Origin of the sequence: Parabacteroides sp. HGS0025 (assembly GCF_000969845.1) — a bacterium.
Classification (GTDB): domain Bacteria; phylum Bacteroidota; class Bacteroidia; order Bacteroidales; family Tannerellaceae; genus Parabacteroides; species Parabacteroides gordonii.
Map to the genome: position 1 here is coordinate 547,557 of NZ_KQ033903.1, position 24,183 is coordinate 571,739.

19 protein-coding genes are annotated in these 24,183 nt (G+C 44.6%); 10 read left to right on the forward strand and 9 right to left on the reverse strand.

Features of this window, described 5'->3' with window-relative positions; genetic code table 11:
- Position 1: 1 nt before the first annotated feature.
- Positions 2 to 2,788 carry an excinuclease ABC subunit UvrA gene (gene uvrA / locus HMPREF1212_RS19295; RefSeq protein WP_028726365.1) on the reverse strand — a complete coding sequence of 929 codons (2,787 nt, stop codon included), beginning with the start codon at positions 2,786 to 2,788 and terminating at the stop codon, positions 2 to 4.
- A 101-nt stretch (positions 2,789 to 2,889) separates the two neighbouring features.
- Here uvrA and HMPREF1212_RS19300 point away from each other — a divergent pair, with 101 nt between their 5' ends.
- The 5 genes from HMPREF1212_RS19300 (at position 2,890) to HMPREF1212_RS19320 (ending at position 7,895) form a co-directional block, all read left to right on the forward strand.
- Positions 2,890 to 4,419, forward strand: a complete 1,530-nt coding sequence (locus HMPREF1212_RS19300) for a glycoside hydrolase family 10-like protein (protein WP_046150733.1) — start codon at positions 2,890 to 2,892, stop codon at positions 4,417 to 4,419.
- Positions 4,420 to 4,434: 15 nt separating this feature from the next.
- Positions 4,435 to 5,292, forward strand: coding sequence for a helix-turn-helix domain-containing protein (locus HMPREF1212_RS19305; RefSeq protein WP_046150734.1), 858 nt, complete (start codon positions 4,435 to 4,437; stop codon positions 5,290 to 5,292).
- A 121-nt stretch (positions 5,293 to 5,413) separates the two neighbouring features.
- Positions 5,414 to 6,325, forward strand: a complete 912-nt coding sequence (locus HMPREF1212_RS19310) for a DUF5119 domain-containing protein (protein ID WP_046150735.1) — start codon at positions 5,414 to 5,416, stop codon at positions 6,323 to 6,325.
- A 48-nt stretch (positions 6,326 to 6,373) separates the two neighbouring features.
- Positions 6,374 to 7,360, forward strand: coding sequence for a fimbrillin family protein (locus HMPREF1212_RS19315; protein WP_046150736.1), 987 nt, complete (start codon positions 6,374 to 6,376; stop codon positions 7,358 to 7,360).
- A 133-nt stretch (positions 7,361 to 7,493) separates the two neighbouring features.
- Positions 7,494 to 7,895: a fimbrillin family protein gene (locus tag HMPREF1212_RS19320; protein ID WP_255353077.1), complete on the forward strand. Its 402-nt coding sequence runs from the start codon at positions 7,494 to 7,496 to the stop codon at positions 7,893 to 7,895.
- Between the two features lie 500 nt (positions 7,896 to 8,395).
- On the opposite strand, the gene HMPREF1212_RS19325 is transcribed toward HMPREF1212_RS19320, so the two are convergent.
- Positions 8,396 to 8,905, reverse strand: a complete 510-nt coding sequence (locus tag HMPREF1212_RS19325; protein ID WP_028726372.1) for a DUF3868 domain-containing protein — start codon at positions 8,903 to 8,905, stop codon at positions 8,396 to 8,398.
- A 7-nt stretch (positions 8,906 to 8,912) separates the two neighbouring features.
- Positions 8,913 to 9,476, reverse strand: coding sequence for a DUF3575 domain-containing protein (locus tag HMPREF1212_RS19330; RefSeq protein ID WP_028726373.1), 564 nt, complete (start codon positions 9,474 to 9,476; stop codon positions 8,913 to 8,915).
- Positions 9,477 to 9,623: 147 nt separating this feature from the next.
- Here HMPREF1212_RS19330 and HMPREF1212_RS19335 point away from each other — a divergent pair, with 147 nt between their 5' ends.
- Positions 9,624 to 10,754 carry a clostripain-related cysteine peptidase gene (locus HMPREF1212_RS19335; protein ID WP_046150737.1) on the forward strand — a complete coding sequence of 377 codons (1,131 nt, stop codon included), beginning with the start codon at positions 9,624 to 9,626 and terminating at the stop codon, positions 10,752 to 10,754.
- A 77-nt stretch (positions 10,755 to 10,831) separates the two neighbouring features.
- On the opposite strand, the gene HMPREF1212_RS19340 is transcribed toward HMPREF1212_RS19335, so the two are convergent.
- Positions 10,832 to 13,201 carry a lamin tail domain-containing protein gene (locus tag HMPREF1212_RS19340; protein WP_046150738.1) on the reverse strand — a complete coding sequence of 790 codons (2,370 nt, stop codon included), beginning with the start codon at positions 13,199 to 13,201 and terminating at the stop codon, positions 10,832 to 10,834.
- A 129-nt stretch (positions 13,202 to 13,330) separates the two neighbouring features.
- Between HMPREF1212_RS19340 and HMPREF1212_RS19345 the strand changes: the two genes are divergently transcribed.
- Both HMPREF1212_RS19345 and HMPREF1212_RS19350 read left to right on the forward strand, forming a co-directional pair.
- A complete protein-coding gene (locus HMPREF1212_RS19345; protein WP_028726376.1) occupies positions 13,331 to 14,341 on the forward strand; it encodes an aspartate-semialdehyde dehydrogenase in 1,011 nt (336 codons plus the stop codon).
- Between the two features lie 217 nt (positions 14,342 to 14,558).
- The gene (locus tag HMPREF1212_RS19350) at positions 14,559 to 15,812 is read left to right on the forward strand and encodes an ATP-binding protein (protein ID WP_046150739.1); all 1,254 of its coding nucleotides are present in this window, start codon (positions 14,559 to 14,561) and stop codon (positions 15,810 to 15,812) included.
- 42 nt (positions 15,813 to 15,854) lie between these two features.
- Here the strand turns inward: HMPREF1212_RS19350 and HMPREF1212_RS19355 are convergent, their stop codons facing one another.
- Genes HMPREF1212_RS19355 through HMPREF1212_RS19370 form a run of 4 tightly spaced genes read right to left on the reverse strand, consistent with a single transcriptional unit; the run spans position 15,855 to position 20,416 of the window.
- On the reverse strand, positions 15,855 to 17,042 hold the full coding sequence (locus HMPREF1212_RS19355; protein ID WP_028726378.1) for a phosphoribosylaminoimidazolecarboxamide formyltransferase: 1,188 nt from the start codon (positions 17,040 to 17,042) through the stop codon (positions 15,855 to 15,857).
- Between the two features lie 21 nt (positions 17,043 to 17,063).
- Positions 17,064 to 17,954 carry an SDR family oxidoreductase gene (locus HMPREF1212_RS19360; protein ID WP_198293299.1) on the reverse strand — a complete coding sequence of 297 codons (891 nt, stop codon included), beginning with the start codon at positions 17,952 to 17,954 and terminating at the stop codon, positions 17,064 to 17,066.
- Entirely contained in the window at positions 17,951 to 19,174 is a 1,224-nt protein-coding gene (locus tag HMPREF1212_RS19365) for a DcaP family trimeric outer membrane transporter (RefSeq protein ID WP_046150741.1), read from the reverse strand. The genes HMPREF1212_RS19360 and HMPREF1212_RS19365 overlap by 4 nt, the downstream gene beginning before the upstream one ends.
- Positions 19,175 to 19,189: 15 nt before the next feature.
- On the reverse strand, positions 19,190 to 20,416 hold the full coding sequence (locus HMPREF1212_RS19370; RefSeq protein ID WP_046150742.1) for a membrane protein: 1,227 nt from the start codon (positions 20,414 to 20,416) through the stop codon (positions 19,190 to 19,192).
- Positions 20,417 to 20,573: 157 nt separating this feature from the next.
- Here HMPREF1212_RS19370 and HMPREF1212_RS19375 point away from each other — a divergent pair, with 157 nt between their 5' ends.
- A complete protein-coding gene (locus HMPREF1212_RS19375; protein ID WP_046150743.1) occupies positions 20,574 to 21,935 on the forward strand; it encodes a TrpB-like pyridoxal phosphate-dependent enzyme in 1,362 nt (453 codons plus the stop codon).
- 113 nt (positions 21,936 to 22,048) lie between these two features.
- On the opposite strand, the gene HMPREF1212_RS19380 is transcribed toward HMPREF1212_RS19375, so the two are convergent.
- Positions 22,049 to 22,459 (reverse strand): DUF3836 domain-containing protein, encoded by a 411-nt coding sequence (locus tag HMPREF1212_RS19380; RefSeq protein WP_046150744.1) that lies wholly within the window; start codon positions 22,457 to 22,459, stop codon positions 22,049 to 22,051.
- A 368-nt stretch (positions 22,460 to 22,827) separates the two neighbouring features.
- Between HMPREF1212_RS19380 and HMPREF1212_RS19385 the strand changes: the two genes are divergently transcribed.
- Positions 22,828 to 24,036 (forward strand): hexokinase family protein, encoded by a 1,209-nt coding sequence (locus HMPREF1212_RS19385; RefSeq protein ID WP_028726384.1) that lies wholly within the window; start codon positions 22,828 to 22,830, stop codon positions 24,034 to 24,036.
- The last annotated feature ends 147 nt before the right edge of the window (positions 24,037 to 24,183 follow it).

Consider the following 24,183-nt stretch of genomic DNA (forward strand, 5'->3'; position numbering starts at 1 on the left):
TTTACAATTTTTCCTTTAAATACTTTCCTGTATACGATTCCGGACACATGGCAACCTCTTCCGGTGTCCCGGCACAAACCAGGTTACCGCCGGCGTTACCACCTTCCGGGCCTAAGTCTATCAGATAGTCGGCACACTTGATCACGTCCATATTATGTTCAATGATCACCACCGTATGTCCTTTATCGATCAGGGCATTAAATGCTTTCAATAATGTTTTGATATCGTGGAAGTGCAATCCCGTTGTCGGTTCGTCGAATACGAACAAGGTAGGCTGTTGCTTTTCCTGTCCCAGGTAATAGGCCAGTTTCACGCGCTGGTTCTCACCCCCCGAAAGCGTGGAAGAGGTTTGCCCCAGTTTGATATAACCCAGACCGACATCCTGCAACGGTTTCAGCTTCTTTACGATTTTCTTTTCCTGCGAGCCGGGATATTGTTCGAAGAACTCAATCGCCTGGTTCACCGTCATTTCCAGCATATCATAGATATTGGCTCCATGATATTCCACATCGAGCACATCCTGTTTGAAACGTTTACCGTGACAGGTTTCGCATTCGAGGGTGATATCCGCCATAAACTGCATCTCGACAGTAATCCGGCCATCGCCCTTACACTCCTCGCAGCGTCCTCCTTCTTTATTAAAAGAGAAGTATGCAGATGTATAACCCATTTGCTTGGCCAAAGGTTGTTCGCCGAACAGTTTACGAATCTCATCGTAAGCACCGATATAAGTCACCGGATTGGAACGGGAGCTCTTTCCGATCGAGTTCTGATCGACAAATTCGATACCTTGTATCAGGATCATGTCGCCGTCCAGCCCCGAGCAATCCACCATCAGGCGGGCGGCATCATCCAGATAATGCTTCACTCCTTCATAAAAGATATCACGCACGAGCGAACTCTTTCCCGAACCGCTGACACCTGTCACCACCGTCATCACATTCAACGGGAACTTCACGTCGATCCCTTTCAGGTTATTCTTGCGGGCCCCTTTTACCTCTATATAATTGTTCCACAAACGACGGAAAGCGGGAACCTCGATCTTATCTTCCCCGGTCAGGTAACGGACAGTATAACTGTTACTGCTGGTCTGCAGGTCGTTTACATCCCCCTGGTAAACTACTTCGCCCCCCAGACGGCCGGCCTTCGGGCCGATATCGATAATATAATCGGCTGCACGGATAATATCCTCGTCATGTTCCACCACAACGACCGTATTACCCAACGACTGCAACTGACGCAAAACCTTTACAAGCAGGTCGGTATCCCGCGAATGCAAACCGATACTCGGTTCATCGAGGATATACAAAGAACCCACCAGGCTACTACCCAGCGACGTTGCCAGGTTGATACGCTGGCTCTCACCACCGGAAAGGGAAGCCGACAGACGGTCGAGCGACAGATACCCCAGTCCTACATCCAACAGGAATTGCAGGCGGTTCATAATCTCCGTCAGCAGACGTTTTGCTACGGCAGCATCCGTCTCATCCAGTTGCAGGTTGTCGAAAAAGGCTTTCGCATCCGTAATAGGCAAAGTCACCAGTTCGGCAATGTTCTTTCCACCGACCTTCACATACAGAGCTTCAGGCTTCAGGCGTGCCCCTTTACAGGAAGGACAGGTCGTCTTGCCCCGATAGCGAGCCTGCATAACACGGTATTGTATCTTATATAAGTTCTCTTCTACGAATTTAAAGAAATCGTCGATGCCGTGTAATCCCCTGGCACCATGCCACAGCAGGTCTTTCTCCTTCTGCGTCAGGTCGTAATACGGACGATGGATCGGGAAGTTGTATTTCTCACTTTTCGCGATAAACTCCTTCAGCCACTCTCCCATCACCTCGCCTTTCCAGCAGACTACCGCCCCCTGATAGAGCGACAGGCTTTTATCAGGCACGACCAGGTTCTCGTCTATCCCGAGCACTTTCCCGAATCCTTCGCAAACAGGACAGGCACCCAGCGGATTGTTGAAACTGAACATCATATCGGTCGGCTCGATAAAAGTGATACCGTCCGCCTCGAACTTCTTGGAGTATTCCTTTACGATCGTCTCTTCGGCGGTATAGATACGGATGATACAGGTATCGTGCCCCTCAAAGAAAGCCGTCTCCGCCGAATCTGCCAGACGGCTTTTCAACGTCTTATCGTCCGAAACGACCAGACGGTCTATCAGCAGTTCGATGACCGGGGAAGCCAGCAACGCCTCGTCCGCCATCACTTCCGTAATGCGGTAAGCCGTATCATTTATCGATAAACGGGTATAACCTTCCTTCTGCAGTATCTCCAGTTGCTCCTTCATGCTGCGGCCTTCGGGCAGCACCACCGGTGCAAATACGGCAAAACGGGTTCCGTCCGGGTAAGACAATACCTCACTGACGATATCTTTCACCTGGTGCTTCTTCACCTCCAGTCCCGAAACAGGCGAGATCGTCTTTCCGATGCGGGCGTAGAGCAGACGCAGGTATTCATAAATTTCCGTGGATGTACCCACCGTCGAACGGGGGTTGCGGGTATTCACTTTCTGCTCGATCGCAATGGCAGGCGGAATACCTTTGATATAGTCACATTCCGGCTTGCTCATACGTCCCAGGAACTGGCGGGCATAAGCCGAGAGGCTCTCCACATACCGGCGCTGACCTTCGGCGTATAAGGTATCAAAAGCGAGCGAAGACTTTCCACTGCCGGATAATCCGGTGATGACGACCAATTTGTCGCGCGGGATCTCTACATCAATGTTCTTCAGGTTATTGACACGAGCCCCCTTGATAAATATAGAATTATTTTCAGACATAAATCTTTCCCTAATAAAGGATACAAAAATAGCAAAAAGAAATGTATCTTTGCCACAAGATTTGATAATGTGTTACAATAATCCCAAACCAACGAAAATTCATGAAGATTCAATATATCCGCCTGTTCCTGGCCATACTCCTATGTGCCGTGACATCCTGTTCGACAACCAAACAACTTCCAACTCAAAAGACCGAGGGAAAAGACAAGCGGGAATTCAGGGGAGCCTGGATACAAACAGCCTTCCAGGGAGAATACAAGGATATGACTCCCGCCCAGTTACGCAAAGACTTCGTTCGGAAACTCAACTACCTGCAGGCTTGCGGTATCAATGCCATCATTTTCCAGGTACGTCCCGAAGCCGACGCCTTCTATAAATCGGATATCGAACCCTGGAGCCGTTTCTATACCGGAGAACAGGGCGTTGCCCCGGCCGGAAACTTCGACGTGATGGCTTTCCTGGTTGAAGAATGCCATAAACGGAATATGGAGTTCCATGCCTGGCTGAACCCCTACCGGGCAAGTACGGCAGGGAATACCCGTTTCGCCGACTCACATATCTACCATAAACATCCCGAATGGTTCGTTACCTATAATAAACAGATACTTTTCGACCCGGGACTGCCCGAAAGCCGGCAGTTCATCTGCAAGGTAGTACGCGATATCGTAAGCCGTTATGATGTGGATGCCATCCATATGGACGACTATTTCTATCCTTATCCTGCGGCGGGGATGCCTTTCCCGGATGACGACAGTTTCCGGAAATACGGCCTGAACAAAGGATATACCAACGCACAACGTGGCGACTGGCGCCGTGAGAACGTAAACACCCTGATCCGCGAACTGAAACGGACGATCCTGCTGACCAAGCCCTGGGTACGTTTCGGTATCAGCCCGTTCGGTATCTACCGGAATAAGAAAAGTACGCCCGACGGCTCGGGTAGCAACACCAACGGCCTGCAAAACTACGACGACCTGTATGCCGACGTGCTCCATTGGGTGAAAGAAGGCTGGATCGACTACAACATGCCGCAGATATACTGGGAAATCGGCCATCCGGCAGCCGACTATATCACCCTGATCCAATGGTGGAACAAGAATGCGACACCCGAAGGTTCACATCTTTATATAGGTCAGGACGTAGCCCGCACCATGAAAGCCGACCAGCTGACCCGTAAAATGCTTTACGAACGTTCGCTCTCGAAAGTAAAAGGCAACTGCTTCTGGCCGGCCAACGAGATCCTATGGAACAACAAAGGCGTAGCCGACAGCCTGAAAAGGAACTATCACCGTACCCCGGCCCTGATCCCGGCTTATACGCATATGCACAACCGTGCCCCGCAGGATGTGAAAAAACTGAAAGCGGAATGGACAGCCGACGGTTATATGCTGCACTGGCAGGCCGAACAAAGCCCGACAAACCCGGAACTGGCTTCCTACTTTGTCGTTTACCGTTTCGACCACAAAGAACCGGTAGACCTGACCAACCCTGCAAAAATCGTAAAAATAACCCGCGAGGCAAGATATTTAATGCCTTATGATAACGGAAAGAAAAAATATCACTATATTGTGACCGCCGTCGATCGTTTCCATAACGAGAGTCCGGGGAAGAGTAAAAAGGTAAAGTTATAAGCGTAAAAGGGTAATATGTTCTCACAAGACCTGAGATACACCAAATTCACAGATTGTGCCTCCTGTGCCGAATACAGGAAGCAAATCTTTAAATACCGTTCTTATCCTAAGGGGATCATACTCCCTCAGGAAAGATGCATGCAGAATACACTCTATTTTCTGCTGAAAGGAAGTGTCCTGGTAAACAGCGAAGAACACCCCAATACCATTTTCAGTGAAGGCCAGTTCATTCTGCAGCCGATCGGTTCAAAAGTAGAATTTAAAGTACTCGAGGCGTGCGAATGTATCCTTTACCTGTTCGAACGCCCGATCAACGTATGTAGCGACCGCTTCAACAAAGGGGCAAGCATAGCCGAGACAGCGCGCACCGAGTCGGTAGTGTTGGAGATGTGCCCGCCTTTACGGTTTTTCGTGGAAGGAATGAGGATGTATCTGAATGACGAGTTGCTATGTGCCGGTTTCCTGCAAGCCAAACGGACAGAACTTGTCTATCTGCTGAACTGCTACTATACATTAAAAGACCTGGCTGCATTCTATTCCCCGATCTACCGGTACAGCAAAAGCTTCCGTTACTTCGTCATGCAGAATTATATGAAGGCAAAGGATGTGGAAGCCTTCGCCCAGATGGGAGGCTACAGTACACCTACTTTCCGCCGTCTGTTTAAGGAAACGTTCGGCGAACCGGCCTATCAGTGGATGTTGAAGAAGAAACGTGAAGACATCCAGAACGATCTGACCACAACCGAAATGTCTATTTCCGAGATCAGTTATAAGTACGGTTTCGAGTCTCTTTCCAACTTTTCCCACTTCTGCCGGACTAATTTCGAGCAGTCTCCCCGTGCCATTCGTACTCAGAGAGGCGAAAAGCAGTAAAAATCAAAGCTTATTACATTTTTTACAACTTATTGAATAGAAAAAGCAATTTTATGTCTGCTTTTTCCCGATACATTTGCGCCATAGAGAAAAAGAAATGAAAATCAACGATTATTAGACGATGATAAAAGGAGAAGTCGGTTGCTCGTGTGGCATAGCAGTCTGCATATTATTGATCATTACATGTTTCATAAAATGCAGTCCCGAAGATAAGTCAGAACAGACCTCCTATGGCTTTATCTCGTATTCGTTGAAATGGGAACAGGCCATGAGCGGCTACGAAGCACCCCGGAAATTACGTTATTGCTTTTATCCCATGGAAAAGGGAGCGATGACACAGATCGAAGGCGATGCCGAAGGTTTGAAGTTCACGTTGCCACCGGATAAATACCGTTTGCTGATCTTCAACTGTGACGCGGATAATATTCAGTTCCGCAACATGGAGTCGTTCGAAACGGCAGAAGCATACATCCCGGAGACAAAAGCATCGGGAAGCGTAGTATCGGGACAGATTCCTTTATACGGGATCGCCATCAATGACCTGGAAGTGGAAGCCGACGAAGGCACACAAAACAAACGTGAGTTCAGTCCGGCCCCCTTGATCCGCGAAGTAACGCTCGACATCAAAGTCGACGGTATGGAGTATATAAAAGACTGCAAAGGGATGTTATCGGGAGTACCGGCAGCTTTCAGCCTGAGCAAGTTAGAGATCGTACCGGACAAAACAACCACAGTAAACTTTGAAGCCGCTCCCTCAAAGGAAGGAGTAAAAGCAAACATCATGATACTAGGAACCGCCCCCAAGCCCGGAGAAACTCCTCCCGCCACCCCCACAAACGAGGTCAAGCTGGATTTCACCCTCACTGACGGCAGTACCTCTTCCGCCACAATCGATTTGGGAGAGTCGATCGGTAGCACGGAAGGCAACAACGTAAATGTAGACGTATCCGTAACGGTAGAAAAGACCGCTTCCTTCACTGTAAAGATCAACAACTGGGAAGTCTCCGCCGGCGACAACATGGTCATTGAATAGACATTAACAAGCAACGAATAAAGTTCAAACAATTTAATTTTTATAGTTATGAAGACATTAGTATTAAGTATGATTTCAATTGCTGCAACAGTTGCAGCAATGACCGCTTGTACAAGCGAGAGTGATCCGATAGATGAGATTGTTAATCCGAAGGATGCGAAGGTGGAGATAAAATTGAATGCAGGCGTAGTTGATGTAACGACTAAAGCTGCTGATCCAACAGATAGTGACGATAAAACTAAATTTGCAGCAAATACAAAGATTAAGCTTTTAAGATGGGATATTACAGGAACAACTCCCACACTTGATTGGAGTCAAGTCAAAGAAGTAAATGCGACTGCCGGGGCTAATAATATTACATTTGACGAATCACAATATTATCCAACAAATGGTGACCATACATATTTTATGGGACTTTATCCTGCACCTGATGGAACTAATATAGTATTAAATAAAGAGAATGGTAGCATAGAATTTAAAGGGCTAGATGGATATACTGATATTCTAAATGCAAAACTTATTGATGCTGGAGATAAAACTAATACAACATCAAAGAATATTCAATTTAAACATGTACTTTCTCAAGTAAATATAAATCTTACTGGAAACGAGACTGCCCAAACGACTTTCGGTGATATAAAAAAGATTACATTAACAGGTATTCCCAGTGATATAACATTAACTTTAGGGATCGATGCTCCATCTGTAACACCAGGAAATACAACAAAGGATATTACGGTAATGGAATCAGCTGAAGGTGAAGCTTTAACTGCTGGTGGAAAAAACTACCCAGTTATGATCTTACCTTCATTAGGATCTGGAGAGGCTAACAAGATCGTAATTAAAATAGAAACTACTGTCTATGACTCTACAAACCCATTAGAAGTAGAAGTTAAAGACATTACTGGAGGAACTGAGTCCGGTGTCGCAAATAAGATCAATCTAACATTTAAAGACAAAATCACTGTAACAACAGGTATTATAGATTGGGAGAACAATCCAACTGATAGTAATCATGAAATAGAAAACAAATAAAACCTCAATATAGAACAGGCTTAGTATCAAAGCCTGTTCTATATCCAATCATAATGAACCTACTAGCACATTTACAGCCAATTACTAATCAAACAAATATACATCAAACTGTTATTTCTATATCCTATCTACTATCACCCTTAAATTCAAGAAGGCAGATAATATTAAAGAAGAAATGATCTTGCAAAGCATTTCGCTGGAGAATTACCCCTCGTCTATACAACTAAACGTACAAACTGGTAAATTAAGTGCCGCTCCCTCAACCAGTCCTTATACAATTATCAGCGGACAGAACACGACAATGACAGCCACCGAAGTCACTATCGTGACAAACTACCTTCTTTATCCCATAGAGAAGCCTGTCTTTATTGTTAGGATGAGCGACAAAGATTATCGCATCGAATCAACAAAAGCATTCGAAGGAGGGAAAAAACAAACTTATTCATTTACTATACAAGCGAAAGACATCACTATTTCCGGGAGTATCAATCCTTGGCTGGATGGAGGAACAAGTAACGAAACAGTTTATTTCTAGCCTATATAGTATCGACTTATACCCTATATCCTGTTACTCCTTATCCTTAAGGGGAAAGCCTTGCGGGGTATAGGGAAAAAACGTACAGCCTTTCGCTGAAAAGCTTGCGACTTTATGAAAATGGGTAGGCATCGGTTCCTCAACGGGTAGGCACTCAAAAAAAATGGCTGCGGCACCCATTTTCAGTGACTGCCGCAGCCATTTTAAACCACTGCCGCAGTCAATATTTATGGTTGCCGCAGCTATCTGATACTCACTTCAAATAAGTTTTGTAGAATATTGGATTCATGCATTCATATCTGCATATATGCCTGATAATAGGACTATTGCAACAACCTTCTGGGTTCATACAGCCTTCATGTCGGGTTCATATAGCCTTCATGTGATAAATGTTATCCGATGAAGGCTATATGAATCCGATATGAAGGCAAAATGAAGTCACTACAACGGATATAGACATTGTATATCAACGAACAAACGCAGATATGAACGCATGAACCCTATTCCTGCCGGATATTCAAATCATCCGTAAGGACATCCGTATAAGTTTGAACTGGGATATCATCATAATTATTCAGTTCGCCGACAAGGATCAGTTCGGCATGTTCCATCCAGGCCTGAAAAGGCACCTCTTTCTTATAAGTAACCTCCTGCAACAGAGCCGGATCACTCTCCAAAGTCACATAAGTGTTACCATCGGCTGCCATCTTACCTTGAAGTGCCAGTGTACGTTTATACATCTTCTGCTTGTTAGCACCGTTTACCCGGATAGGTTGCAGACGCAAAGACTTATCGCCGTTACGCAACACCGGAGTCAACAGCAGGCTTTGATGGCGTGCCACCGACAAACCACACAGGCTGACGTTCATATCCAATGATAAAACACCCTTTTCAAGTTCAATCTTATTCGGCTTGATATTAACCATTCCCTGGTAAACAGCCGTCTGCGCCTCAGACGGCAGCACCTGCATGATCAGGAAGAAAAAGAATATGTAGAATGAAGTTTTCATTGTTCGCTTATTTAATGATATAAGTAATACTTACGCCAAGCTTAGTCGGCCCGAAATAATTATTGCGGTATTTGGCGGATACGTTATCATCAGTAGCAGGAAACGCCGATTTATCGTATTCGAAATGCACAAATCCCACACCGGCAGAGAACTCCAGGTTCCAGCGCGGAGAGAGATATAACTGATATCCGTACGAGATACCGCCCCCGTAAGCATTGCCATCATAGGCAAAGTCTTTTTTCATCACCGACATGAAGTTCACGTTAGACATATCATAATCCATGTAAATGCCATGAACGCCGAAATAATGCCCGTTAAACTTCTCATGCAGCCAGTAACGGCCCTCGGGTTGCACCAACCAGTGTTTCCACGATTTGTCGCTGGCAACCTCCCAACCATTATAGTTACCGGAAATATCCAATGTCCAGTGTTTATTGAAAGCGACCTCAGCCCCGAGGTTGACAGTTGCTGTCGCATCATAAAGCAAGTTGGTCTTTACAGCTACAACTTGTGCCTTTACCCCTATCCCTATACACAAAGATGTCAGGAATATCAACAAGAGTTTATTCATACCAGTTATTTAATCTTTGATTCTCAATTCATTTAAGTTCACAAATATAAACAAAAAGTATATTCAGATAGATAGAAATGATATTAAATTCAGCGTCTGGATAAAAATTATCCGTACCTTTGTAATCTTCAGCATACATAACATAATATGAAGAGTAAATATTTTATATATATCCTACTTACCATACTCACTTTTGGTAGTTGTACGAAAGAGGAATTTGAGGAACAAGGGCCCAAACGGACAGTTCTGGTATATGTAGTAGCCAGTAATCTGGGATCGTATATCAATAAAAATATTGACAGTATGATCTCTGTTGCCACTCCCAAAAACCTGAATGGTGGAAATCTCATTATTTATTATTCCAAGAGTGATAAGACAGCAGAACTCTATCAGATCAAAGAAGGTTCGAACGGCGTTGTGACCAAGCATCATATCGCTGATTATACCAATCAAAGCGCAATCGATCCGGAGGTAATGAGAAATGTTATCAATAAAGTAGTTACCGATTTCCCTGCTGAAAGTTATGGTATGATCTTCTCTAGCCACGGCACTTCGTGGTTACCTTCCGGTTATAATAAGATGCTAAAATCATTCGGAGAAGAAGGAGGTAAAAATATGGAAATATATGAACTGGCTGAGGGCATACCCGATGAATATCACTTTGACTTCCTTCTTTTTGATGTTTGCAGCATGGGAGGTGTCGAATGTGTTTATGAGCTAAAGGATAAAGCGGATCATATCATCGCATCCCCGGCAGAAGTTATTGCAGCGGGCTTCCCTTACCAGACTATATTACCTTATTTCTTTGAGAAAAATGTAAACTTAGAAGGGATAGCAAAAGGCTTTTACGAATTTTATAAGAATAATGAAAGTCCTTATGGTTGCATTGCCGTGACAAATACAAGCGAATTGGATAATCTCGCAGCTATCACCAAAGAGATCATTTCCGCTAACGGAGGGGAGGATGGAATATATTCGTTACCACTTGGAGAGATACAGACTTTATCTTATCTTCCGAGTGCTCCTACAAGACTTTACGACTTCAGCGACCTTATCAAACATTTAGCTACGGACGAGCAGTATGCACGTTTTACGGCCTGCATGGATAAAGCTGTAACGAACAGATATAGTACTGATTATATTTATTGTACAAAAGGCGGAACAACAAAAGTAGATACCTTCTCCGGCTTATCCATTTATCCCCCACAGGAAAAATTGACTCAACTAACCGATTGGTACAGGAATAATACACAATGGTATAAGGCGGTTTATAAATAAAAGAATTTAGTTGCTATATCAGAATACATGGTTATCGTACTCTAATATAGCAACTTTTACTACTTATCCACACGTTCTCAGCGAACCAGGAATACCTGTTTATATCTTTTTACCGTACCGCTGGTATGATACAGTTCGGCATAGAAAATATAAACGCCGGTTCGTAAGTGGCTACCAGCCAGTGACGCGCCATCCCAGGTTAACTCACCGGAAAGTTCCAGCAGTTCATGGTTGGCTATCTCGGCTACACGTTGCCCGATCGTGTTGAAAACAAATGCACGGCAACTATATCCCGGTTGATCCAGATAGTAGGTGATTTTGTAATGCTTTGAACCGGGAACCCATTCAGGAGCTTCGATACCGGTTGGCTTATCCGGTTCATTCGGGAAAGAAATATCAGATTGGGAATTACGATATCCTGGAGTTCCATAACCTGCTGTGGCTGATGCAGAAGTCCAGTTGGAAGGAGATTGTGTTTCGGCTTCGGGATCGATCCGTTCAAGGGCGACTCCTTTCTGATCTTTTATCGAAGAGGCATGCCATTTGGAAGAGTAGGACACTTCGTCGATTATCGTTCCATCTTCAGTACGGAACAAAACAAGGGTAGAAGATGTATTTGCCAATATAGGTAATTTTGAGATTTCAAAGAGGGCTGCAGGGGATGTCACCATATAGAAATCAGCTACTCCCTCAATACTCTTGGTTAGTACGGCATAACCATCCGGCTCGATAAGCGTATTTATTGAAGATAATGGGTAGCGTGTGCTCAACGTTCCATCCGTTTTACGCACAGCGACAGACAAACCGGACAAAGGCAAAGAACGGTCGGAACGGTTATATAACTCGAAGTATTCGCTACCTCCGGCAAAGGGGTTGGGAAGAAGCTCATTAAAGATAAATTCTTTCGGTTCAACTTTGATAGTTGGCGAAACTGAGGGATCGTCGGGGATTTCGGGTTCTGCCGGCTTATCGGGTTCAACAGGTTTTTCCGGTTGTTCCGGCTCTCTTTGTCCGGAAGAGTTGGCCGAACCGGGTGTTCCTCCTCGGGGATCGGAAGAAAGATGCCAGCCATCGGATGAACGTTCCCATGATTTGCCAGGTTTGGCTTTATCGTAAGTTACTTCGTCGATCAGATTACCCGAAGCATCGAGTAATTGCAGTTGCTTACCTGCATTTGCCAATTGAGACGGGAAATTATCTAATGGTACTTTTATAGCCGAAGGATCAATCTTTATATCACGTCCGGAACGGAAAAGTATAGCATAACCGTTTGCCGGAATTTCAAACGAGCCCATAGATTTAGCTTTTCCACCATAGGAAAACTGCCAGCCTGCCAAACTGATCATATTGGCCGTTTTATTATATAGCTCTACATACTCCGTTTCAGGTAATTCTTTCAAGCCTTTCGGATCTGCCATTATTTCGTTTATCCGAACAGAACCGGAAGTGGCTTCTTCTCCCTCTTCTTCCAGTTTAAACTCTTGTGAGAAAGAAGAAAGTTTGTTTCCCTCCTTATCAGTAATCCCTTTATAAGAAATTGTATATTCTACTCCCGCAACCATCTCCTTTGGATAGCGGGTATTCACAATCGTCATTTCTTCATCGTCAGTATATGTCACACGATTAGCCTTACCAATATCAGATATGGAGAACTCGGCCTCTGTTATATTCACCGCTTGATCAAAAGTAAACTGAAGTTCAGACAAACTTAACGGTTCGACAGAAAGCAGTTTCGGCAAAACAATATCAGGTGGCAACGGTTCTTCCGGATCAGGATCAACAGGAGTATCGTCAGGAATTGTATCAGTAGGAGTAATATTATAAGATACATTCAGATTATCAATTGCAAAATGCTGATAACGTGTTTTTGTATATTCTATGTTAAGCGTCAACTCCCCACTTTCCTGAGGCGCTTTCACGGGGAATTTAGTAGTACTACCTTCCAAACGGTAACAGGATTCTCCTTGTCTTCGGGAGTACAAAGTCCATATATTATTGTTCTCCAAAGTAGCTTTTATATGGAGCAATACCGGTTTTTCTGTTATAGCACTCTCCTTTAGCGGAAACAATATCTGCTTATTATTCGTACGAAGACTAATCTTTTTTGCTCCGGTATGCCCAATTTGTACATAATAATAGGTTCCATCATCTTCCATATACAAATATAGACGAAGGTAATTACTTTCACTCGGGACTTCTTCCATACGGACATCAAATTCCCATTGCATAGTTGAAGCGTAAGGAATTGTACAATGCAAGCCTACTTTACCGGCTTCATTTTCTACCCCATTCAAATGCAACCAGCCATCTTTATCGATTATAAACTTATCCAGATTACCAGACCAGGGATTAAAAGAGTTTACTTCAGGCCCATCAAACGTTTCTGTGAACTGTGCAAATGCACAAACAGGAAGCAATACGAGGAAAAATAGAATGAATTGTTTCATAGTTATATAGTTTTGTTATAAAATTATCTATCTTTGCACGCTAATAGCTTACAACTATACGCGTGACCGATTTTGGATGCGGTAAAGTTATAACAATTTTTTTATATCACAATTAAATTAGTGCTCAAAATGAAAGTAGCAATTGTTGGTGTGAGTGGAGCTGTAGGACAAGAATTCCTGCGCGTACTCGACGAAAGAAACTTCCCGATGGATGAGCTTGTGCTTTTTGGCTCATCGCGTAGTGCCGGACATGTTTATGACTTCCGTGGTAAACAGTATACCGTGAAGGAACTTAAGCATAACGACGACTTTAAGGGAATCGATGTTGCTTTTGTTTCGGCCGGTGGTGGTACATCTATCGAATTTGCAGAAACCATTACAAAACATGGTACTGTGATGATCGATAACTCCAGCGCATTCCGTATGGAAAACGATGTACCTTTGGTAGTTCCAGAAGTGAACCCGGAAGATGCACTGAATCGTCCCCGCGGTATCATTGCCAATCCGAACTGTACTACCATCCAGATGGTCGTTGCATTGAAGGCAATCGAAAAGGTATCGCACATTAAGCGCGTACAGGTAGCCACTTATCAGGCAGCCAGTGGTGCAGGTGCAACAGCTATGGCCGAACTGATCAAGCAGTACGAACAACTGTTGAAGGGCGAAGAACCTACTGTAGAAAAATTCGCTTATCAGTTGGCATACAACGTGATCCCTCACGTAGATGTGTTCACTGAAAACGGTTATACGAAAGAAGAAATGAAGATGTATAACGAAACACGCAAGATCATGCACTCCGATATCGAAGTGAGCGCAACCTGTGTACGTGTTCCGGTTATGCGTGCCCATAGCGAAGCAACCTGGATTGAAACAGAACGTCCTATCAGTATCGAAGAAGCTCGCAAGGCATTTGCCGAAGGCGAAGGTATCATCCTGCAGGACGATCCGGCAAACAAAGACTACCCGATGCCTTTGTTCGTTGCCGATAAAGAACCTGTTTACGTAGGTCGTATCCGCAAGGATATCAGCAACCCGAACGGCCTGACATTCTGGACAGTAAGCGACCAGATCAAGAAAGGCGCCGCCCTGAACGCTGTTCAGATCGCCGAATACCTGATCAAGGTAAAGAACATAGGATAACAACTTTACAATCTTTCTATATAAGAGAGGGACGGCCTGTTGGAGACCGTCCCTTTCGTTTTTTATACCTAAATAAACACCATTGTTATATCACGTTCGCCTGCTTACAGAATGAAAAAGGCACATTCATCTTTTATAATCGACAAAATAAACAAACTTTTATCTTTTATAGTCGATAAAATCACAGTATATTTGCCTGTATAAAAGATAAAACGACATGGAAAAGGATGTGATAAAGTCTCTAATTATTGAATATCAAAATTTCGTAGAGAAAATAACACTGATAGAACGAGATATTCATCTATCAGACCAGCTAAACTATGTGTTTGTCGGCCTTCGCCGTGCCGGAAAGTCTTATCTGATGTATCAACAGATACAACATTTATTGAGAGAAGGACACCAGATAGAGGAAATTCTTTATTTCAATTTCGAGGATGACCGTCTGGTAGGCCTAACAATCGAAGATCTGGATCTTATCAAAGTCTGTTACGAAGAGCTTTATGCACATCATCCAATCTTCTTTTTGGACGAAATTCAGATAGTGGAGCATTGGGAAAAGTTTGCCCGTCGGCTGGCCGATCAGAAATATAGGGTATACATCACCGGAAGCAATGCCAAAATGCTAAGTAGCGAGATTGCCACAACACTTGGTGGTCGGTTTCTCATTCAGAATGTATATCCTTTTTCATTCCGGGAATATCTGAAAGCTAATAGTATAACTGTTGAACCGGTCTGGTATTTCAAAAATCGTACTGAAATAGTCCGTGCATTCTCTGCATATTTCTACTTTGGCGGGCTACCGGAACTGGAACTGATAGAAGAGATAGAAAAACGCCAATGGTTAAGCAGCTTATTCAATAAGATATTTTTCGGTGATTTAATAACACGGTATTCTATCCGAAACGATTTAGCCATGAAAGTCCTGATTCGCAAGTTGGCGGAAAGCGTAAAACAGCCATCCTCATTCAATCGGCTGTCAAACATCGTTTCGTCCACAGGAGTTAAAGTCACCACAGATACTGTTATTGATTACCTGGAATTTCTACAAGCGACATGGTTGATTTTTTCTATTGAGAATTATGCCAGCAAATTAGTAGAGAAAGTATCCAATCAGAAATACTATTTTATTGACAATGGCCTGCTGAACCTATTCCTCATTGATCCGGTCACTTCACTATTGGAAAATCTGGTGGCTGTCAGTTTAAAAAAGAAATATGAAGATGAACTTTACTTTTACCATCAAAATATTGAAGTTGACTTTTATATACCGACAAAGAAACTTGCAGTACAAGTATCATACAGTCTGAAAGAGGAAGCAACACGTAAACGCGAAATAACCGCTCTATCGAAAATAGCGAAAATTATGGATGTTGATAAATTACTCATTATCACTTACGATGAAGAAGAAATAATCATGGAAGACGGAAAAGAGATCGCCGTCGTCCCTATCTGGAAATGGTTACTTGAATAAGTCTAACCAGGCCTATTCAAATAACCATTCGTCTATTATCAATTAATGATGGAACAACCGCACCCCCGTAAAGGCCATTGTCATACCATATTTATCGCAGGTATCGATTACATTATCGTCACGGACGGAGCCACCTGCCTGTGCAATATATTCAACGCCGCTCTTGTGGGCACGTTCGATATTGTCGCCGAAGGGGAAGAAAGCATCCGAACCTAAAGCAACGCCGTTCATCGTATCCAACCAGGCACGTTTCTCTTCGCGGGTCAGCACTTCCGGTTTTTCGGTGAAGAACTGTTGCCATACACCGTCGGCCAACACATCTTCGTGATCGTCGCTGATATACACATCGATCGTATTATCGCGGTCGGCACGGCGGATCTTTTCAATCCAAGGCAAATTCATTACCTTCGGATGCTGACGCAGGAACCAGATATCCGCTTTGTTACCAGCCAGACGGGTACAATGGATACGGCTTTGCTGGCCGGCACCGATACCGATAGCTTGTCCGTCTTTTACATAGCAAACAGAGTTACTCTGTGTATATTTCAATGTAATAAGGGCAATGATCAGGTCGCGTTTGGCTTCTTCTGTAAACTCTTTGCTCTTGGTCGGGATATTCGTCAACAGGCTTTCATCCAGTTTGATCTCATTACGTCCCTGCTCGAACGTGATACCGAATACATCCTTATGTTCGATAGGAGCCGGTTTATATGCGGGATCGATCTTGATTACATTGTAAGTACCTTTCCGTTTGTTCTTCAGGATCTCCAAGGCTTCCGGCGTATAGTCGGGCGCAATGACACCATCCGAAACTTCACGGTTGATCAGGCGGGCGGTAGCCTCGTCGCAGGTATCGCTCAAAGCGATAAAGTCACCGTAAGAAGACATACGGTCGGCACCACGGGCACGGGCATAAGCAGTAGCCAAAGGAGTAAGCGGCAGGTCATCCACGAAATAGATCTTTTTCAGCGTGTCGCTCATTTCAATACCGACAGCCGCACCGGCCGGGCTTACGTGCTTGAAAGAGGCTGCTGCGGGAAGGCCGGTAGCCTCTTTCAGTTCCTTTACTAATTGCCAGCTATTGAAGGCGTCGAGGAAATTGATATATCCGGGACGGCCGTTCAAGACCTCAATTGGCAATTCCCCTTGCTGCATAAAGATGCGCGACGGCTTCTGGTTGGGGTTACAGCCGTACTTCAGTTCCAGAGAGTTCTTATTTTCTGTACTCATATTACTTATTATATATATGATTTACGATCTCATTTCTTCCATTCCTTCTTCCAGGGAATGCGGGTTATACCCTAATTCGCAACGGGCTTTTTCGACACTCAGCCCACTGAACCGCGGACGTGGCGTTGCTTCGTTCATTTCTTCAGTAGTGACCGGAAGGATCAGCGAGCGATCCAGCTTGAAATAATCCGCTACGCGATAAGCTATATCTGCAATGGAAAGGCATTCGCCACCGCAAATATGCCAGATACCGTTTTGGGATATATGCATCAGCTTTTCCACTCCGTCAGCAATATCATTGACCCAGGTCGGCGTGCGGTACTGATCGGAAACGACCCGTATCTCCTGCCCTGCCTGCAAACGGTTCTTCACCAGTTGCAGGATATTGCCATGCTGTCCGGGGAAGGCTTTGCCATAAACAACCACTACGCGGACATTCGCATAACTGCTGCAATTGGCTGCTACCGCCTGCTCTCCCTGATATTTGGAGATACCATAATAATTTACCGGATCAGGCGTATCTTCTTCAGTATACAAAGTAGTTTTCTTCCCGTCAAATACGAAATCGGTAGACAAGTGGATAAAGCGGCTTCCCTGTTTTTCGCAACAGCGGGCTATATTTTCGACAGCCAGCACATTGGCTGCATAAGCTTCCTCATGATGCAGTTCGCAATAATCGGGAACAGAAAGAGCGGAACCATTGATCACAACCTCCGGGCCGATTTCATCCACCAATTGCGCAATCATGGCGTGATCATTAATATCAGCCCGGACAAACCGGTAATTATCTCCCGGAGCGATATCTCCGTGCAAAGAGCAACCTGTCAGTTCATACCCTCCACGTCGGGACAGATTCTGCAAAATCCGTCTCCCCGTGAAACCGTTGGCTCCGATTATCAGTGTTTTCATCAGAATGAATAGATTAAGACACCTAATATACGGTGATTCGTTACAGAGTGTGTATCACGGATACGTCCGTCAGCCAGTGTTTTATCGCCATACCAGGCCAATGACGGGCTGTATTCAAATCCCAGTTTCCAGTGAGGTAACACATACGACATTTGCAGATTGGTTGTAAACACCTGATCCACATCCAGGCCGACACCATAGGTCGCTCCGACAATATCTTTACCGGCTCCGAGGTTCTTCAGATAACCGACAAACAGACCGGGCTGCCATTTCTTTCCGTATACGACATTCAGCCAGGTCATTGAATGACGGTAAGGCGTATATTCCTGTTCGCCGGTACGTTTGTCGATACTGCTGACACCGTAACCACCCAACATACAGAGGTGAGCCAGGTTCTCTCCCATAATTGTCTTGGCGGAGATCTTCCAGTTATCATCCGTATAGCGGGCGTGCGCCTCCACCGAAACGGAAGTAATGCGCTCCTTTACCTTATATACTTTATCGTTAAATTCAGACTTCACCCGGGGAGCCAGCGAAAGGACATCCACCCCGACACCAGCCGTCCAGTTCTTATATTTATAATCGATGCCGCCATAAAATTCGGGCACACAACTATTCTTTATATATTCCTCGCTTTTCCCGTTGGGGCCGGTAGAGAGATACTGCAACTGCCAGATAGCCGCTCCGGTCAGGCTCCACCCGCTATCCGTATAGCGGTAACGTAGCATCGGGTTACGGCTGAACGCCTGGAAAGGAGCACCGGTAGAAAGGTTCAGCATCTGCGGAAAAATATCGCCAAACAGCGGATGCCAGGTCTGGCCGATCAATACGGCTGATTTGCCCCAATCGAGATTCACATAAGCATGGCGCACACGGATCATCGCAAAGTTACTACCCGAGCCACGAAAGTCAACTTCCAGCTTGGCCGTTGTCTTCGCTTTCCCCACATTCGGCCCTGCCGCATCTATCCCCAACCGGGAATAAAGCAGGTAGAAACTACCGTTTGCCGTAGCATTCAGGTCGTTGCCATCGGCATCCAAGTCTACATCTTTGGGATAGAGATGGAACAAACCGTCTACTATCTCGGAGTTTGCCCGGGAGTTATAAAACAAATCACCACGTACCTGTCCGTAAAACTTATACGAAAAGTTTTTCTTCTGTGCATAACCGGTAGTTACCGCTAACAGTCCGGCCAGTAAAAGCATGCTCAGTTTCGTTCTCATTCAAAAGCGTTTAATTTAGAAATAATACATAACTAATCCCAGTATCCGGTGATTGGTTACGGCGTGGGTGTCTCCCACTTTCCCGCTCTTCTGGTTGATCGTACCATACCAGGCCGTTGCCGGCGAATATTCAAGTCCGATCTGCCAGTGAGGCAGGTTATATGATAAATTCAGATTCACAGTAAACAACTGATCGATATTCAATCCCATACCATAGACCGTTTTCGAAGCAATCAGTTCGTCGTCCGTCCCCAGGTTCTTGGTATATCCCATAAAAAGCCCGGTCTTCCATTTCGTACCGTAAGTAAAATTAGCCCAGGTAGTTGAATGACGGAAAGGAGTGTACTCCTGTTCCCCTGTCCGGGGATCGATCGAGCTGATACCATAACCACCGATCAGGGCTGTTTGATCCAGACAGGATGCCATCAGGCTTTTGGCTGCAAAGGTATAATTCCTGCCGGTATATTTCAAGTGAGCTTCGTATGAATATGTGGTCATCCGCTCATTTACTTTATACGTTTTACCGTCTACCTCCGAGGTCGTACGGGGTTTCAGGGAAATCAAATGAACACCGGCTCCGGCCAACCAGCCATTGTCGGAAGTATAATCGCCCCCCACGTAAAATTCCGGTACGCAACTGTTCTTAATATAATCTTCACTCATTCCTTTCGGGCCGCTCGACGTGTATTGCAGCTGCCAGATAGCAGAAGCCGTCAGCTTCACCTTACCGGCCTTGTATTGGTAACGGAGTTGCGGACTACGGTTAAACGGTTGAAAAGGTGCCCCTGTAGACAGGTTAAGCATATCCGGAAAAACGGAACCGAACAGTGGATGCCAGGTGTGACCGATCAATACATTACTCTTCTCCCAATCGAGCGCCACCCAGGCCTGGCGGATACGAAGCATCGTGGTGCTTCCCGAAAAGCCGCCGAAGTCGGTTTCCAGACAAGCCGAAGTACGGGCTGTACCCACATTCGGCCCTGTTACACTGATCCCTAAACGGGAAGTAAAAGTATAGAAGCTACCATTCGGGGTCGCATTCAGATCTTTCCCGCCTTCATCCGGATTCTTATCCAGCGGGAAAAGGTAAAAGTTTCCGTCTACCGGAGCCATATTGGCACGCGTATTGTAGAACAGGTCACCACGTACGAATCCATAAAACTTGTAAGTAAAGTTTTTCTTTTGGGCAGTTGCGGAAAACAAAGTCAGTGCACTTACCAAGAGCAGAGCTAGCTTTTTCATTGTTGTTGTTTGTTACCTATTTGTCTAGTTTGAAGCCGCAAAGGTATATATTTTTGTTCATTCAATTTGAAGAACGAAATATTATTTGTTACTTTGCTTCCAAGTTGTAAGCCTTAAAGGCCAAATTTGATTAATAATGTAAACTACATAAAGAATTATGAGTACGAAAAAGTTTTTACTAGAGGAGAAAGACATACCTACAGCCTGGTACAACATTGTGGCTGACATGAAGAACAAACCACGCCCTATGTTAAATCCGCAGACAAAGCAACCGTTGAAGGAAGAAGACCTGTATCCTTTATTTTCCAAAGGGGTATCCCATCAGGAAATGAACACCACGGATGCATGGATCGAAATTCCGGAAGAAGTACGTGAACTATATAAGGTATGGCGTCCTACTCCGCTGGTTCGTGCTTATGGCCTGGAAAAGATGCTGGATACTCCGGCTCATATCTATTTCAAAAATGAAAGTGTCAGCCCGATCGGTTCTCATAAACTGAACTCGGCTCTCGCACAGGCTTACTATTGCAAACAGGAAGGCACAACCAATATCACGACCGAAACAGGTGCCGGACAATGGGGTGCAGCCCTTTCTTATGCAGCCAAGGCATTCGGGCTGGAACTGGCCGTTTATATGGTAAAGGTCAGCTATCATCAGAAGCCTTACCGCCGTTCGATCATGCAGACATTCGGTGCACAGGTGATCGCTTCTCCGAGTATGAGCACAAAAGCAGGACGCAAGATCCTGACAGACCATCCTAATTATCAGGGGAGCCTGGGTACAGCGATCTCGGAAGCTGTTGAACTGGCAATGCAGACACCGAACTGTAAATATACTTTAGGTAGTGTATTGAACCATGTCATGCTCCACCAGACCGTGATCGGCCTCGAAGCTGAAAAGCAGATGGAAATGGCCGGCGAATATCCCGATGTTGTGATCGGTTGCTTCGGTGGCGGTTCAAACTTCTCAGGTATTACATTCCCCTTCCTGCGTCATAAGCTGACAGAAGGAAAAGAGATACGTATCGTTGCTGCCGAACCGGCTTCCTGCCCGAAGCTGACACGCGGACAGTTCCAGTACGACTTCGGCGATGAAGCCGGTTATACCCCGCTGATCCCGATGTTCACGTTAGGACATAATTTCGCTCCCGCCAATATTCATGCCGGCGGCCTGCGTTACCACGGTGCCGGTTCTATCGTCAGCCAGCTGATGAAAGACGGTTTGATGAATGCCGCAGACGTAAAACAACTGGATACATTCCAGGCAGCTACTATGTTTGCACAGGCAGAAGGTATTATCCCGGCTCCGGAATCTTCTCACGCCATCGCCGTTGCCATCAACGAAGCGCTGCAAGCAAAAGAAGAAGGCAAGCAACGTACCATCCTGTTCAACCTGTCCGGCCACGGACTGATCGATATGGCCGCCTACGACCAGTATCTGGCTGGCGACCTGGGCAACTACGAAGTTACCGATGAGGATGTAGCAAAGAACTTAGCAGAAATAGAAAAGATTATCTGATCGACAGATAATCTTTTAAATAGTAAAAGTGGCGCTAATAACAGGGACTCACGTCTTTTGTTATTCGCGCCACTTTCGTGTGTGTGTGTCTATGAAATGTTTTAAAATAGGTATTATGAGAATATTTCCTCATAACTGGTTGCTGGTACAACCATTTCTTGTGTATTCAAACTAAAATCTTTTTTCTTTTTGTTCCACATTCCGTATACGGAATTTATTTCTCCCTTTGCCTCGTTATACTGATAAGAAATCAGATAATAAGGATCCCAGGTTTCTTTTGACTGATTCCAGCGGTACGCTTTCTTTTCAGCGACTTTGCCGTTATCATTATAGGTGAATTCATATTTCACCTGCTTGTTTAAAAGTCCTTCTTCCTGCAGGAAGATAACTTTCGATACGATCTTACCATTCTCCTCCTTTGTATCATAAAGATAGTTTCTCGGAGAGGCTGCATTCATTGCCAAACTACATACGAACAAGACAACCAGTGTCAAAATTTCTTTTCTCAATAATGAAGCTTTCATAAAATATATTACTTATAAGATTTACTTTCAAATTGCGTGCAAATGAACACAGTTTTCCGGTATCAACCAAATATTATTTGACAATTTGATAGTCAAAATAGCATATTTAACCATTTTAAACCAATATCAAATTAGAACGAATCGAACACCAACTTACAATTTATAAGAAATCAGGTCTATTAATGCCAAACAAAGTCCTTTTATGCCTGACGCCTCTTAAAAAAACAATAAAAACAGTCGCGCCACTTACGAATTGACACAAAGAGTTTTTTCATCATCATCTACATTTTTTAAAACTAAATACCCCCTGCAATTTGTTATTTACAAATAAAGGAAGGATCTTAGCATCCTAATTAAATCGGTATATCATGGAGAGAAATATTTTTAAACTAGAACAGGAGCAATTGAAGGAAATTGCCCTTACGTTACAGAAGAAAGTAGAAGAAGGTCTGGCAAAAGACAATGCAGAAATACAATGTCTGCCAACATTTATTACTCCCAGGAGTAAAGGTATCAACGGAAAGGCTTTGGTTCTCGACCTGGGCGGCACCAATTACAGGGTGGCAACAGTCAATTTTGCAGACGACAAAGCAACTATTCACCCTGATAACGGATGGAAAAAGGATCTGTCCGTTATGAAAACACCCGGTTTCACCCGTGAGGAGTTGTTTAAGGAACTGGCCGATCCGATCGGAGAGATCAAACGGGACGAAGAAATGCCGATCGGTTACTGTTTCTCCTATGCAGCCGAATCCCTTCCCGATGGCGACGCCCGGTTATTGCACTGGACGAAGGGTGTTGAAATAAAGGATATGATCGGAGAACCTGTCGGAAAACCTTTGCTCGACTATCTGAATGAAAGGAACGACATCAAATTCACTGGTATAAAGGTACTCAACGATACCGTAGCCAGCCTGTTCGCCGGACTGACCAACAGCGGTTATGATGCCTATATAGGACTGATTGTCGGAACCGGAACGAATATGGCCACTTTTATCCCTGCGGAGAAAATAACAAAACTTCCTCCCTCCTGCCAAGTCCAAGGACTGATCCCTGTCAATCTGGAATCCGGTGATTTTAATCCGCCTTTCCTGACCACTGTCGACGATACGGTAGATGCCTGCACCAATACCCGTGGATACCAGCGTTTTGAGAAAGCTGTTTCCGGCATGTATCTGGGCGACATACTTAAAGCGACCTTCCCGCTGGATGAATTCGAAGAAAAGTTCGATGCGCAGAAACTGACTACCATTATGAACTATCCGGATATCCATAAAGAAAAATATGTACAGGTAGCCCACTGGATCTACAACCGCTCGGCACAGCTGGTAGCCGCATCGCTTGCCGGTCTTATCCGACTACTTGTTTCCTATAATAAAGAGACCAAAAAGATTTGCCTGGTAGCTGAAGGCAGTCTTTTCTGGAGTCAAAACAGGAATGACAAAGACTATAACATTCTCGTAATGGAGAAATTGCAGGAGCTTCTGGATGAATTCGGACTGGGAGACGTAGAAGTTCATATCAACAAAATGAACAATGCCAACCTGATCGGAACAGGTATCGCTGCATTGTCCTGATCATATTGTAAAAGGTTCGAAACGAGTTGAAATTTCGAACCTTTTACCTTTCCATACAATCCGGCTGATGATTTATCATAATATTTTTTAAAATTCATCGTACAAATTAAGGTTCAATCTGCTATCTTTGCCCATACACACTAGTTT

Coding starts and splice junctions, on each gene's coding strand:
- HMPREF1212_RS19305 (WP_046150734.1), top strand. CDS start 4,435: ATGTTCTCACAAGACCTGAGATACACCAAATTCACAGATTGTGCCTCC.
- HMPREF1212_RS19375 (WP_046150743.1), top strand. CDS start 20,574: ATGAGTACGAAAAAGTTTTTACTAGAGGAGAAAGACATACCTACAGCC.
- HMPREF1212_RS19345 (WP_028726376.1), top strand. CDS start 13,331: ATGAAAGTAGCAATTGTTGGTGTGAGTGGAGCTGTAGGACAAGAATTC.
- HMPREF1212_RS19335 (WP_046150737.1), top strand. CDS start 9,624: ATGAAGAGTAAATATTTTATATATATCCTACTTACCATACTCACTTTT.
- HMPREF1212_RS19330 (WP_028726373.1), bottom strand. CDS start 9,476: ATGAATAAACTCTTGTTGATATTCCTGACATCTTTGTGTATAGGGATA.
- HMPREF1212_RS19310 (WP_046150735.1), top strand. CDS start 5,414: ATGATAAAAGGAGAAGTCGGTTGCTCGTGTGGCATAGCAGTCTGCATA.
- HMPREF1212_RS19365 (WP_046150741.1), bottom strand. CDS start 19,174: ATGAGAACGAAACTGAGCATGCTTTTACTGGCCGGACTGTTAGCGGTA.
- HMPREF1212_RS19370 (WP_046150742.1), bottom strand. CDS start 20,416: ATGAAAAAGCTAGCTCTGCTCTTGGTAAGTGCACTGACTTTGTTTTCC.
- HMPREF1212_RS19300 (WP_046150733.1), top strand. CDS start 2,890: ATGAAGATTCAATATATCCGCCTGTTCCTGGCCATACTCCTATGTGCC.
- HMPREF1212_RS19340 (WP_046150738.1), bottom strand. CDS start 13,201: ATGAAACAATTCATTCTATTTTTCCTCGTATTGCTTCCTGTTTGTGCA.
- HMPREF1212_RS19355 (WP_028726378.1), bottom strand. CDS start 17,042: ATGAGTACAGAAAATAAGAACTCTCTGGAACTGAAGTACGGCTGTAAC.
- HMPREF1212_RS19350 (WP_046150739.1), top strand. CDS start 14,559: ATGGAAAAGGATGTGATAAAGTCTCTAATTATTGAATATCAAAATTTC.
- HMPREF1212_RS19385 (WP_028726384.1), top strand. CDS start 22,828: ATGGAGAGAAATATTTTTAAACTAGAACAGGAGCAATTGAAGGAAATT.
- HMPREF1212_RS19315 (WP_046150736.1), top strand. CDS start 6,374: ATGAAGACATTAGTATTAAGTATGATTTCAATTGCTGCAACAGTTGCA.
- uvrA (WP_028726365.1), bottom strand. CDS start 2,788: ATGTCTGAAAATAATTCTATATTTATCAAGGGGGCTCGTGTCAATAAC.
- HMPREF1212_RS19325 (WP_028726372.1), bottom strand. CDS start 8,905: ATGAAAACTTCATTCTACATATTCTTTTTCTTCCTGATCATGCAGGTG.
- HMPREF1212_RS19380 (WP_046150744.1), bottom strand. CDS start 22,459: ATGAAAGCTTCATTATTGAGAAAAGAAATTTTGACACTGGTTGTCTTG.